This is a genomic window from uncultured Parasphingorhabdus sp., assembly GCF_963975555.1.
Classification (GTDB): domain Bacteria; phylum Pseudomonadota; class Alphaproteobacteria; order Sphingomonadales; family Sphingomonadaceae; genus Parasphingorhabdus.
Window position 1 is genome coordinate 36749 of sequence record NZ_CAXBHH010000002.1, and the last position, 13589, is coordinate 50337.

Genomic DNA, 13589 nt, shown 5'->3' on the forward strand with positions numbered 1-13589 from the left:
GTCCGGTTGAAGCTTTCTCTCCTGACAGCTTGTGCCTGAACCGCGGATGAAAATCGCATCGCCCCCGTCCGGCAACCGGACGGGGGCGATAATCTTTCCCTTATCCGAACGTGCGCTGCCACCAGCCCTGCCGGGATGATCCATCGCTCGACGTTGTAGCGTCGCTGTCGGAAGTTTTGGCTACCGCTTCGTCTTTAGGCTTGGCGGTCGTATCGTCTTTAGGCTTAGCAGCTGTGTCTTCTTTAGGTTTCGCAGCCGCACGGGGTTTGCGCGGTTTGGCAGGCGCTTTTTCCTTTGCAGCTTCCGGAGCGGTTTTGTCAGACACCTCGACGCTATCCGCCTTTTTGGCGCGGGCTCGTGGTGCCCGTTTTGCCGCCGGCTTTTTCTCGACGGTTGCGTCAGCAGCTGCTTCGGCAGTCCCGCCAGTGGTGGCATCAGCCGCAGGTGCTGCCGCTGTCGGCTTGGCTTTGCGCGGTGCGCGGCGCCGCTTCGGCTTTTCTTCTGCCGCTTCGGCTTCCGGTTGCGTGCTTACCGCTGGCTGTTCAGCAGGGGCATCGCTCTTCGCCGAACGGCGTCTGCTGCGTGGCTTTGCTTCTGCCTGCGGTTGCTCGTCGCCGCCGTTTTCGGCTGCGGCAACAGGTGCAGCATCCGCTTTGCGAGGATTGTTGCGACGTGAGCGGGGCTTCGGCTTCTCGGCCTGTTCGCCAGCGTCCGTGTCGTTCGCGTTCGGCTGCGCAGCAGTTTCGCTGTTGTTATCCGCATTGTTGCCGGAGTTATTGTCGCCGGAACCATTCTCGCCGCCATTTTCGGCACCACCGGATTCCGGACGATCACCACCACGGTTGCGTCTGCCGCGCCGACGCCGTTTGCGTTTCGGCCGTTCTTCGCCGTCGTTCCGGTCACTACGTTCGGAACGTTCAGAACGATCGCCACGTGCTTCCCGTTCTTCCGTTTCCTCGATTTCCGCTTCTTCGACATGATCATCATCGTCGTCATCGTCGATGATGGGCTCGAACTTGGGCATGTTCTTTGGCGGGCTGCCGGAGGTCTGGATTTCCATCCGTGCGCCTTCGGTTTCGCCATCGGGCACGATTTCGATCGAGACACCGTAGCGTTGCTCGATATCCTCGATTTCGTGACGCTTGCTGTTCAGGACGTAAATGCACGCTTCCTGACTGGTGCGCAGACTGATCACGCTGGCTTTGCCCTTGGCTGCTTCTTCTTCGAGCAGACGGAGCGCGGACAGGGCAGAGGACGATGCCGTCCGTACCAGTCCGGTGCCTTCGCAATGCGGGCAGACTTTGGTCGAGGCTTCAAGCACGCCGGTGCGCAGACGCTGGCGGCTCATTTCCATCAGGCCAAAGCTTGAAATCCGTCCGACCTGGATCCGTGCACGGTCGTTCTTCAGCGCATCGCGCATCGCCCGTTCGACTTTGCGGACGTTGCCGCTGCGGTCCATGTCGATGAAATCGATGACGACAAGGCCGGCCATATCGCGCAAGCGCAACTGGCGGGCGATTTCGGCGGCGGCTTCCATATTGGTTTTGACCGCAGTCGCCTCGATCCCGTGTTCGCGGGTCGAGCGTCCGGAGTTGATGTCGATCGACACCAGAGCTTCGGTCGGGTTGATCACCAGATAGCCTCCGGATTTCAGCTGCACTTCCGGCGAATACATCGCCGACAGCTGATCTTCGACGCCATAGCGCTGGAACAGAGAGACCGGATCGGCGTAGCTCTTCACCCGCTTGCTGTGGCTTGGCATCAGCAGCTTCATGAAATTCTTTGCCGCCGTATATCCGTTCGCGCCTTCAACCAGCACTTCCTCGATCTCTCGATTGTAAATGTCACGGATCGCGCGTTTGACGAGGTCGCTGTCGCTGTGGATCAGGCTCGGGGCCGTCGCGCTCAGCGTCTTCTCGCGGATTTCGTCCCACAGACGGGCGAGATAGTCAAAGTCGCGCTTGATTTCCGGCTTGGTACGGGAAAGTCCGGCGGTGCGAACGATACAGCCCATGCTGGTTGGCAGTTTCAGGTCGGCGATGATCGATTTCAAACGCTTGCGATCGCCAGCGTTATTGATCTTGCGGCTGATTCCGCCACCGTGCGAGGTGTTCGGCATGAGCACGCAATAGCGGCCGGCCAGACTGAGATAGGTGGTGAGTGCAGCGCCCTTGTTGCCGCGTTCTTCCTTGACGACCTGAACGAGGACAACCTGCCGCCGCTGGATAACGTCCTGGATCTTGTAGCGTTTGCGCAAAGCCATACGCTTCTGGCGCGCCTGATCGCTGGCTTTCGGCATGCTGCCTTTGCCACGGCCACGCGTGTTGCGACCACCGCGTCCGCGACGGCCACCGCTCTTGCCTTTGTCATCGCTATTGTCATCAGACGAATCGCCATCGGATTCATCATCCTCGTCATCGTCATCATCTTCGTCGTTATTTTCCTGCGGGATTTCGCCTTCGGTCACGTCGATCGTGTCGATGCTTTCATCCTGATCGACTTCCACCAAAGCGGTGTCGAGTTCTTCAGTGGCTTCGCTGCGCACCATATCGGCGGGCGAATCATCTTCTTCCTCTTCCTGGGCACGCAGGGCGGCTTCTTCAGCCGCATGTTCGGCTTCCTCGGCGAGAAGCGCTTCGCGATCCTCTCTCGGAATCTGGTAATAGTCGGGATGGATTTCGGAAAAGGCGAGAAATCCGTGGCGGTTGCCACCATAATCGACAAAGGCAGCCTGCAACGACGGTTCGACCCGGGTTACTTTTGCTAGATAGATATTGCCTTTAAGTTGTTTATGTTCGGAAGATTCAAAATCGAACTCTTCAATTTTGTTCCCTTTTACGACCGCCACCCGGGTTTCTTCCTGGTGGCGCGCGTCGATTAGCATGCGCGTTGTCATTCGATAGTCTCCTGGCATGGCACAGAGGGCCGGAGCCCGTTTGGGCCATGCGATATGATAGGGATAACGGGTGTTCGCGCGCGGTCCTTTGATGAGGGGCGGGCGGCGTTATCCGGTTGATTTGAAATATTTCAGATAAAATTGTGTCTGCAACAACTGCATGGCCCTGGCCGGTAGCCAAAGTCGTTCCGTCTATAGAAGCGCGTCCGATACGGATAGCTTCAGAGCCGGAAATGTCATGCCTCATGTTGCGTCAACCTGGTAGATGCCGAATGATTTCCGGCATTTAGACGAACCGCTTCAGGAATATTCCTTAATGGTTCGGAGAGTCTGCTAGCACCGCTCGCGCTAATCGGCAACACATACTGTTACTATCTCCAATAGTATCGCGAAACATCTCCCTAAATATCGTGCCGTCCGGATTTATGCCTAACGGGCCGTTAACCGCGTCATTTTACGGCGCCTTACGAAACCTTCCTTAATAGCTTCTTCACTCAGTTTTACGTTGTTATTTAGGCAGGAACCCGGAACCGATGAAATTTGACTGGACCAAAAAGGCCCGTGCGGGGCATAAGCGGACCATGGCGCTGGCATCCATCCTTATATCCGCATTGCTGATCACTCAACCGGCCCAGGCGGGGTCGGTGAGCCGGATCGAAGCAAACGGTTCGAAAATAACTGTTTCCTTTGACGACGTTGTAGAAGGCGTCTCGACCTTCTCCTTGCTTGGACCAGACCGTATTGCGATCGATATTCGCGGGGGCACGGCCGGGCAGGGCGGTTATGCATCCGGTATTGTTAAGTCTGTACGGCAGGGACAGTATGATCCTAATACCGCACGAATAGTTTTTGATCTGGATCGACCCGCGGTCATCAGCGATGGCAGCTTTTCGCAGGATGGCAAAAGCTTGAACCTGAGCCTGCAAGCAGTTGGCCAGAACCAGATATCCATGGGGAAAAAGTCGTTTCTGCCGCCGCTGGCGTTTCGCGCTGAGCCGCCGAAAAAAGGCTATAGTGTGAAGGTGGCTTTGGGCAAGCCAAACGATTCTGTCAGCCTGCCGAAAATATACGGACCGAATGATCCGAGCAGGCCGCTTGTGGTCATTGACGCCGGACATGGCGGGCACGATCCTGGAACGGTCTCACCTCATGGCGGCAAATATGAGAAGAATGTCGTGCTGGCCATTGCAACCGCGATTCGGGACCGGTTGGTCGCAGGCGGACGGGTGCGCGTGGCTTTGACCCGGGATACCGACAAGTTTCTGGTGCTCGAAGAGCGTTATGGAATCGCCCGGCGTCTCGGCGCCGACCTGTTCATGTCGATCCACGCTGATGCTGCCGGAAACGAAGATGCGTCCGGCGCCACCGTCTATACATTGTCCGAAGTCGCCTCCGATCGGGAAGCGGCCAAGCTTGCGGCGCGCGAGAACCGGGCCAATATCATCAATGGCATCAATCTCGGCGGGGCAACACAAGACGTTTCGTCGATCCTGATCGATCTCACCCAGCGCGAGACCATGAACATATCTGCAGATTTTGCCAAATTGCTGCACCGCGAAAGCGCCCGTCAAATGAGTTTTCGTAAAATACCGCACCGCTATGCTTCGTTCGTTGTGCTCAAGGCACCGGACACGCCGTCGGTGTTGTTCGAAACCGGCTATCTGACCAACAAGGACGATGTTGCGTTCCTGAATTCCCGGGAAGGCCGGACCAAAGTTGCCACCGGTGTCGCGAGTGCAATCGAGTCGCATTTCGCCCGTAAACTGGCGATGCGCTAGAAAATTTCAGCGGTGAAAATCTGTCCGGTCGTGCCGTCTTGACGCGGTGCGCGTTTTTCAAAGATAATCGCTGGAAAATGCGCGCGAGGCGGTTTAGATAGCGCAGCCTATGGTAAAAGATGCGTCAGATACGGCTGGAGAAAGCCTCGCTTACAAGCTGGAACGAAGCACCGGCAGCCTTTTCGAGCGGCTCGAAAATTTCTGGCAAAAGAAATGGTTCCGGTTGCTCGTGGCTTTTCTCGGTCTGTGCATTCTGGGCTGGCTCCTGATCTGGGTCATCTTTGCCCGCGATTTACCCGATGCGAGGGCGTTGCAAACCTATGAGCCGCCTTTGCCGACGATGGTCCGCGCCTATGATGGTGAACCGGTTCACAGCTATGCCCGTGAACGGCGGGTGCAGCTGGAATTTTCGGAATATCCCGCGCTACTGGTGCGTGCCTATCTGGCTGCTGAAGACCGTACCTTTTTCGAACATGGTGGACTGGACTATCCGGGTATCGCCACGGCGATCCTGAGCAATATTACCAACAGCGGGCGGCCGATCGGGGCCTCCACGATAACCCAGCAAGTTGCGAAAAATCTCCTGCTGACCAGCGAAGTTTCCTATCGCCGTAAAGTACGCGAAGCGATCCTGGCCTACCGGATCGAGGACGTGCTGACCAAGGAGGAAATTCTCGAGCTCTACCTCAACCAGATATTCCTCGGTCGTAATGCTTATGGCGTACAGGCCGCCGCACAGGCCTATTTTGGCAAGGATGTTGATGCGCTGGCGCTGCATGAAATCGCCTATCTGGCAATTCTGCCCAAAGGTCCGTCCAACTATCGCCCCGAAGCGCACGAACAGCGTGCGATTGGCCGGCGCAACTGGGTATTGGGCGGAATGCGCGACAATGGCTGGATCACATCCACGCAATATGAAAACGCCGTGGCACAGCCACTCGGCGCCATTTCGCGTTCGGGGCCCCGTTTCGAACGGGTTGGCGGCTATTTTATCGAGGAAGTGCGGCGCCAGCTGATCGAGCAATTTGGCGATAACGAAAAAGCGGGACCCTATAGCGTCTATTCGGGCGGTCTGTGGGTGCGCACGTCGCTCAATCCCGAATTGCAGGAATATACCAAGGCCGCGCTGCGCAGCGGATTGCTGCGTTATAGCAGCGGCAAGGGGTGGAGCGGTCCGATCAACAAGATCGAGATCGACGAGCAATGGGCCCAGCGGCTGAACTCGACCTTTATCAACACCGATTATGAAAACTGGCAGATCGCTGTCGCTATCCGGACCACCGGTGGTGGTGCCGAAATAGGCTTCAGTGATGGCACGACGGGCCGGATCAATTCGGTTCCCGGTGCGCTTAAGGCCGGTGACATTATCGCCGTCAGTCCGGTGGGCGGAAGCAATTTCAAGCTTGAAAATGTTCCCGAAGTTTCCGGCGGAATGGTGGTGCAGAATCCTCGCAACGGCCGGGTTTGGGCGATGCAGGGCGGCTTTGACGACCGGATGAGTTCGTTCAACCGCGCCACGCAGGCAGAACGCCAGCCTGGTTCGACGATCAAGCCGTTTGTCTACGCGACCGCGCTGGATCAGGGCATGACCCCCGCGACTCTGATCCCCGACGAGCCCTTTTGCGTGTACCAATCGGCTGCGCTCGGTCGCAAATGTTTCCAGAATTTCGGTAATTCACGTGGTGCGGGCGAACAGACCCTGCGCTGGGGAGTCGAACAATCGCGCAACCTGATGACGGTGCGCGCCGCCAATGATGCCGGCATGGAAAATGTCGTAAAGACGATCAAGACCATGGGGATCGGTGACTATAAACCGTATCTGGCCTTTGCTCTCGGCGCCGGCGATACCACGGTGATGAAGCTGACCAATGCATATTCGATGCTTGCTAATCATGGCCGCGAACTGAAGCCGACGGTTATCGACTTTGTTCAGGATCGCCACGGCAAGGTGATTTTCCGCGCCGACAAGCGGGCCTGTGAAAATTGCAATATGCGGGACTGGGACGGACAACCCATGCCGCGTCCGCGTCCCGCCGGAAAACAGCTGATGGACCCGATGACGGCTTATCAGATGATCGACATCATGCAGGGCGTGATCACGCGCGGAACCGCGCAAAATCTGAAAAGTCTCGAGCGGCCATTGTTCGGCAAGACCGGCACGACCAGCGGCCCGACCAATGTCTGGTTCGTCGGCGGTTCGCCCGATATGGTTGCCGGTGTCTATCTGGGATTTGACCAGCCACGCAACATGGGTGGCTATGCCCAGGGCGGTACGCTGGCCGCACCGATTTTCCGGCGTTTTGCCGAAAAGGCGATGGCCGGGATGCCGAAAACGCCGTTTGTCGCGCCCAAGGGTGTGCGGATGGTGCGTGTTGATCGCAGATCTGGCAAGCGCGTCTATGGTGGATGGCCGACCGATGATCCGAAATCTGCGGTTATCTGGGATGTCTTCAAACCCGAAACCGAACCGCGCCGTTCGATCCGCAAGGACGAGCTTCTGGCCCGTCTGGAAGCCCGCAAGGCGCAGCTGATCGCACAGCGCGCAGCAGCGCAGGCCCGTGCCGCGGAAGCCAATCGCAATCGCGGTCCGGCGAAAAATGATGATGAATTCCTGCAAGCCGAAGGCGGCATCTATTAATGCCAGCGATTCCCTATACCGATGCTGAAAGCATCGGACATTGCGCCCGCACAAGGCATCAAAACCGTTGGCGGCGAGAGTGTCTCGACGCTGGCTAGCATCACTGCGGACGCCTTTCGCGACGATCCGTTCAACAACTGGCTGTTCGGCGGCTTTGATCCGATGCAGCGGACCTTTGCCAATCTCGCGCGCCATATTTACGCGCCCAACGGCTTTTGCCAGATACTCAACGAAGACGGCGAAGGCCGCGCTGCGGCGATGTGGCTGATGCCCGGCGACAAGGCCGACGCGACGCTGGGCGGCACGTTGCAGACTTACTGGGGACTGTTCGCCAGCGGCGGCCTCGGCGCGTTGCAGCGGGGCAAGGCGGCGGGCGACGCCATGGCCAGACACCATATCAAAGAACCGCATGCCTATCTGTTCACCGTCGGGGTTGCCGGTGCCGGACGGGGCAGGGGGCTGGGCCGGCGTCTGGTCGAGCCGGTGCTGCAAGCCTGCGACCGCAGTGGAACCTTGACCTATCTGGAGAACAGCAATCCGGCGAACCGGCGTTTCTACGCCAGCCTCGGTTTCGAGCGGGTCGAACTCTTCCATGCGACGCCCGACAGTCCGCCGCTGGAGGCGATGCAGCGGCTTCCGCGCTAGTTTCGGAGTTGCCTGGATTTCCGCCAGCACCCGGACGGCTGCCACAATTGTGAAATATATCTGTAATTCAACGGTCATTGAGCACCGCTAAATCGCCTAGTCGAAAGGTTGCGCAGGCATATCCATTGCGAAATCAACCTCGGGCAAAGGAATTATCGATGAAAAACAAGATTGCATTAATCGCTCTGGCTTCGCTGACATTGGCGGGCTGTGAAAACCAGGCCGGCGGCGCTGGCGGAGGCGGCAGCCGTGACCAGATCCGGATTGTCGGATCCTCTACCGTATTCCCGTTCGCCAAGGCGGTGTCGGAAAATTTCGTCAACTCGAACAGCTTCAAGGCACCGGTGCTGGAATCGACCGGGACCGGCGCGGGCATGAGCCTGTTCTGCTCCGGCGTTGGCGCGGATACGCCTGATATCGAAAACGCATCGCGCCGGATGAAGGCGTCAGAATTTGAACTGTGCCAGACAAATGGTGTCACCGACATCGTCGAAATCAATATCGGCATCGATGGAATCGCCATTGCGCAATCGAAGGAAGGGCCGAGCTTCACGCTGACCCCCGAACAGATTTACAAGGCCATTGCAGCCAAGCCGTTCGGCAAGGAAAATACGAGCAAGAATTGGTCGGATGTCGACGCATCGCTGCCGTCTATCGCGATCAGCGTCTACGGTCCGCCTTCGACATCGGGAACGCGCGATGCGCTGACCGAGCTGATCATGGAAGTTGGCTGCAAGACCGACGCTGCGACCAAGGCGCTGAAGGAAAGCGACAAGGATGCATATGAATCCATCTGCCACGACATCCGCTCCGACGGCCCCTATCTCGACGCGGGCGAAAATGACAATCTGATCGTGCAGAAGCTGAAGTCAAACCCGAAAGCACTTGGCATCTTCGGTTACAGCTTCCTCGAGGAAAACCTCGATACGGTGCGCGGGATTGCCATCTCCGGCGTTGAACCCGCTTATGACGCAATCGCGTCCGGCCAATATCCCGGCGCCCGTCCGCTCTACATCTATGTGAAGAAACAGCATATCGGCGTGATCCCGGGCATCCAGGAATTTATCACGGAATTCGTCAAGGCGGGAACCCGCGACGGCTATCTGGTCAAGGCCGGCCTGATCGCTTCGCCCGATGCAACCCGCGTTACCATGACGGAAGCGACCAAAAATCTGCCGTTGCTTAAAAAAGACGTGCTGAAATAGGCGCTAAACGGCGTTCGAAGAAAAAGGAGTCGCCGCCTGAACTAGACATAAGGTGATGACGATCCTGAGGGGGCTGTTGGCAACAACGGCCCCCTTTTTCGTGCGGGTAGGTCTTGGATAGGAAGCTTTACCCAACAGACTCATCCGGGCGGGACGGTCTCGCTGTCGTGACAACCGAACGCAAAAAGGGCGGTGAGGCGAGCGGGGAGACCCGCGGACCGTCACCGCCCTTATGTTATCAGCCACCACCAGCGCAGCATCGCTGCAGACGGCGGCGAGGATCAGAAGCTTATCTGAAACCGTCCGGCGAAGCTGTCGACCGAATAGTCGCCGTCGCCCGCCGCCAGGATGGCCGCATTGCTATAGTCGAGCTTGGAATAGCTCAGCAGGAAGCGGACGTAATCGACCGGAGTCCAGATCAAAGATGCCTGATAGGCATCCTGCGTCCCGCCAACAAAGCCGGCATCGACCAGATCGAGACGATCATAGCGCGCATTGACCTGCCAAGCGCCGAGGCCACCCTTGCCGACGGGATTGGACACCTTGACGCCCTTGAACACGCCTTCCTTGTAACCGCGCGTGTCGTCGGTCAGGAAGAAACCTGCCTCGACCGAGCCACCGAAGAAGGTCGGATCGGCGAGCGCGCCGCTGCGGTTCAGGTTGAGCCAGTGGCCCTCTGCCGCCGCGTGGAAACGACCGGAGATTACCGCCGCCTCGAGCCCGTAGCTGGTCTCGGACTCTGCGTCGGCGATATTGCCGGTGTCGATGAAGCGCGTGTCGGTGAAATGGACCGCCGGGCGCTGGCGATAGCGGCGCGAGCTGACCGTGTCACCGAGATCGCGATAATGGTAAGACGCCCCGAAATGGGTCTGGACATCGCCGAATTTCGGCATCGCCACGGCGCGCAGATCGAAACCGACGCTGTTGTTCTCGTCATTGTTCAGATCACCGATATTGGCGGTGAATATACCGGCCTGAAACAACAGGTCCGACACGCCATATTGCGCAGAAAGCCCGACCCGCCGCTCGAAACCGAAGGCATCGGTATAGGCGGCGCGCTCGATAAAACTGGTGTCGTTGCTGCTCGAGAGCTCTTCCAGCCCCTGGAAATTATTATGCTGCCCCGCTGTCACCGTCAGCCCGCCGTCTTCATAGGTGAAAAAGGCATCGGTCAGGTCAACCTCGTTGCCGGCAAAATCCGCTTCCAGCTTGTAGCCGAAGCCACCCGGGATCGATCCCGACGCGCCGAGCCGGACCCGCCGCGCTTCATTGGCAAAGCCTAGCCCGTCATCGACGATGCTGTCGGGCGCATTGACGGTACCAAAGTCATAAAGCATGCGGCCGCGCGGCTTGAAGCTCCAGCCGTCTTCTCCCTTGATCTCGGGCGCGCCCTTGAAGGCGATCTTGGCCGGCTTCTGCTGCTCCAACTTCTCCTCGGTCGCGGCGATCTTTGCTTCCGTCGCGGCAATCGCGCTGGTCGATGCCTGCTGGCTCTGCTGTACATTGCCAAGCTGCGCCTTCAGATCGGCGACTTCCCGCTCGAGCTGGTTCAGCTTGCTCAGCAGCGCCGCTGCCTGTTCGCTGCTGATCGACTGCGCCATCGCCGACGCGGGATAAAGCCCGATCGCCGCCGTCCCGGCCAGCAGGCCTATTGTCTTGAGCATATGGTTTTTCATAATCGCCTGTCCGTTGCCTTTACATTACATGATAGTGAGCGATCTATGACCGCAGCGTTTCTCTTTCATGGCATATTTATTTCACGTTTGTGACAGAGCGCGGGCGGGGAGGGGCCGAGGGACGGCGTTGTCGCCGGGCAAGGGTGAAACCGCACAGCTCAACCGGCAGCAGGCAGGCGGCGCTTGCCCTTGGTCCGGCTGGTCAGATGATATTGAAAGCAGCGATCACAAAGATAGGGACGGAGGACGATAGTCGCACCCTGCGCCGCCGCGATTGCGTCCGCCTCGCTGGCAAAACGCTTTTTCTTGCGGCAGATGGCGAGACGGGTGCGCATGGGGTGGATTTAGCGGCTTGCGGGGAGGCGGGCAAGCGACCCTTTCCTCCCTGCCGCGCAGCGGTGGGGAGGGGGACCGTCCGCAGGATGGTGGAGGGGGCGGTTGGGCGTGGCGCTGGCCTCGGGGATCATGCCGATCCTCGAAAGGCCGTTGTTGCCGCGCCTGCCCCTCCGTCATCCGTTCCGGCTGCCACCTCCCCACCGCTGCGCGACGGGGAGGAAAATGGGGGGCAAAATGCTTTCCTACAGGTCGGCGCTTATGGCATATTCAAAATGGCTCTTTGAAAATTAAATCCTGCTCCAACATTGCGGCGGAAGGGGAAACGGCACGTCCCGGGCTATCATCGGCTGCCCTTTCTCCCCTTGTTCACCGGCGCGGCGCGGAAACTGAACGAATCGGCGGATGTCAGTCCGGAAATGCTGCCGAAATCACACCCGAAAAACCCTGGACCTTTTCAAATTCATAACCGTGTAAAGTGTGTGAAGTTCGATTGTCGCCGCCGCAGAATATCGCGACCCGATCTGTGGGACGCGGGGCGGACGTTTCCTGCTGACATTGCTCTGCGCCCCTGCTAACGGCTGGCCATGACCGAACCATCCTCTACCCGGGCCTATAAACAGTCCCATATCCGCAATTTTTCCATCATCGCCCATATCGATCATGGCAAATCGACTCTCGCCGACCGGCTGATCCAAGAGACCGGCGGGCTGACCGCGCGCGAGATGAGCGAGCAGGTGCTCGACAATATGGATATCGAGCGCGAGCGCGGGATCACGATCAAGGCGCAGACGGTGCGGCTGCATTACAAGGCGAAAAATGGCGAGGATTACGAGCTCAGCCTGATGGACACGCCGGGCCATGTCGACTTTGCCTATGAAGTGTCGCGGAGCCTGGCGGCTTGCGAGGGCGCTTTGCTGGTGGTTGACGCGGCGCAGGGGGTCGAGGCGCAGACCCTGGCCAATGTCTACCAGTCGATCGAGCATGATCACGAGATTATTCCGGTGCTCAACAAGATCGATCTGCCCGCCGCCGAGCCGGAACGGGTGCGGCACGAGATCGAGGAAATCATCGGCATCGATGCGTCGGATGCGGTGCTGGCGAGCGCCAAGTCGGGCATCGGCATCGAGGATATACTGGAGCAGATTGTCGCGAAAATCCCGCCACCGGGCGGCGACCGCGACAAGCCGCTCAAGGCAATGCTGGTCGACAGCTGGTATGATCCCTATCTCGGCGTGGTCATCCTCGTGCGGGTGATCGACGGGGTGCTGACCAAGGGGCTGAAGATCAAGTTCATGGCCCAGGGCACCGAGCATCTGGTCGACCGGGTCGGCTGCATGCGGCCGAAGATCGAGCAATTGTCGGAACTGGCGGCGGGCGAAATCGGTTTCATCACGGCGCAGATCAAGGAAGTCAGCCAGACCGCGGTCGGCGACACGATCACCACGGTCAAAAATCCGGCGCCCGAGGCTTTGCCGGGCTTCAAGGAAGTGCAGTCGGTGGTGTTCTGCGGGCTGTTCCCGGTCGACGCGGCGGATTTCGAGAAATTGCGCGAAAGCATCGGCAAGCTGCGGCTGAACGACGCGAGCTTCACCTTCGAGATGGAGACCAGCGCGGCATTGGGGCAGGGCTTCCGCTGCGGTTTCCTCGGGCTGCTGCATCTGGAGATCGTTCAGGAACGGCTGACCCGCGAATATGATCTCGACCTCATCACCACCGCGCCGTCGGTGGTCTACCGGATCCAGATGAACGACGGCAGCGAGCAGTTCCTGCACAACCCGGCCGACATGCCGGACGTGGTCAAGATTCGCGAGATTGAAGAGCCATGGATCGAGGCGACCATCTATTGCCCCGACGAATATCTCGGCGGCATATTGAAACTCTGCCAGGACCGGCGCGGGGTGCAGAAGAACCTGACCTATGTCGGCGACCGCGCGCAAGTGGTCTACGAACTGCCGCTCAACGAAGTGGTGTTCGACTTTTACGACCGGCTGAAGAGCATTTCGCGCGGATATGCGAGTTTTGACTATCACCAGATCGGCCTGCGCACCGGCCAGCTGGTCAAGATGAACATCATGGTCAACGGCGATCCCGTCGATGCGCTGAGCATGATCGTCCACCGCGACGCTGCCGAATTCCGCGGTCGTCATATGTGCGAGCGGCTCAAGGACCTGATCCCGCGCCATCTATTCAAGATCCCGATCCAGGCCGCCATCGGCGGCAAGGTGATCGCCCGCGAGACCATCTCGGCGATGCGCAAGGATGTGACCGCCAAATGCTATGGCGGCGATATCAGCCGCAAGAAGAAGCTGCTCGACAAGCAGAAGAAGGGCAAGGCGAAGATGCGCGAATATGGCAATGTCAGTATCCCGCAGGAGGCCTTTATCGCGGCACTCAAAATGGGCGACGAGGGCTAGT

The 13589-nt window shown here is 58.7% G+C and carries 8 protein-coding genes; 5 read left to right on the forward strand and 3 right to left on the reverse strand.

Annotation, left to right across the window (positions count from 1 at the left end; translation table 11 throughout):
- Window positions 1-100: 100 nt before the first annotated feature.
- Window positions 101-2896, reverse strand: a complete 2796-nt coding sequence (locus tag AAC060_RS05620; protein WP_339823901.1) for an Rne/Rng family ribonuclease — start codon at window positions 2894-2896, stop codon at window positions 101-103.
- A 533-nt stretch (window positions 2897-3429) separates the two neighbouring features.
- Between AAC060_RS05620 and AAC060_RS05625 the strand changes: the two genes are divergently transcribed.
- The 4 genes from AAC060_RS05625 to AAC060_RS05640 all read left to right on the forward strand — a co-directional run bounded on the left by AAC060_RS05625 (window position 3430) and on the right by AAC060_RS05640 (window position 9162).
- Window positions 3430-4674: an N-acetylmuramoyl-L-alanine amidase gene (locus AAC060_RS05625; protein ID WP_339823903.1), complete on the forward strand. Its 1245-nt coding sequence runs from the start codon at window positions 3430-3432 to the stop codon at window positions 4672-4674.
- 109 nt (window positions 4675-4783) lie between these two features.
- Window positions 4784-7312 carry a PBP1A family penicillin-binding protein gene (locus AAC060_RS05630; protein ID WP_339823904.1) on the forward strand — a complete coding sequence of 843 codons (2529 nt, stop codon included), beginning with the start codon at window positions 4784-4786 and terminating at the stop codon, window positions 7310-7312.
- A 21-nt stretch (window positions 7313-7333) separates the two neighbouring features.
- Window positions 7334-7957, forward strand: a complete 624-nt coding sequence (locus AAC060_RS05635) for a GNAT family N-acetyltransferase (protein WP_339823905.1) — start codon at window positions 7334-7336, stop codon at window positions 7955-7957.
- A gap of 158 nt (window positions 7958-8115) precedes the next feature.
- Complete coding sequence (locus tag AAC060_RS05640) at window positions 8116-9162, forward strand: substrate-binding domain-containing protein (RefSeq protein WP_339823906.1); 1047 nt, start codon at window positions 8116-8118, stop codon at window positions 9160-9162.
- Window positions 9163-9443: 281 nt separating this feature from the next.
- On the opposite strand, the gene AAC060_RS05645 is transcribed toward AAC060_RS05640, so the two are convergent.
- Together AAC060_RS05645 and AAC060_RS05650 are read right to left on the reverse strand one after the other, a co-directional pair.
- Window positions 9444-10838 (reverse strand): porin, encoded by a 1395-nt coding sequence (locus AAC060_RS05645; RefSeq protein ID WP_339823909.1) that lies wholly within the window; start codon window positions 10836-10838, stop codon window positions 9444-9446.
- 158 nt (window positions 10839-10996) lie between these two features.
- Window positions 10997-11173, reverse strand: a complete 177-nt coding sequence (locus AAC060_RS05650) for a hypothetical protein (protein ID WP_339823912.1) — start codon at window positions 11171-11173, stop codon at window positions 10997-10999.
- Window positions 11174-11758: 585 nt separating this feature from the next.
- Here AAC060_RS05650 and lepA point away from each other — a divergent pair.
- The gene (gene lepA / locus AAC060_RS05655) at window positions 11759-13588 is read left to right on the forward strand and encodes a translation elongation factor 4 (RefSeq protein WP_339823915.1); all 1830 of its coding nucleotides are present in this window, start codon (window positions 11759-11761) and stop codon (window positions 13586-13588) included.
- The last annotated feature ends 1 nt before the right edge of the window (window position 13589 follow it).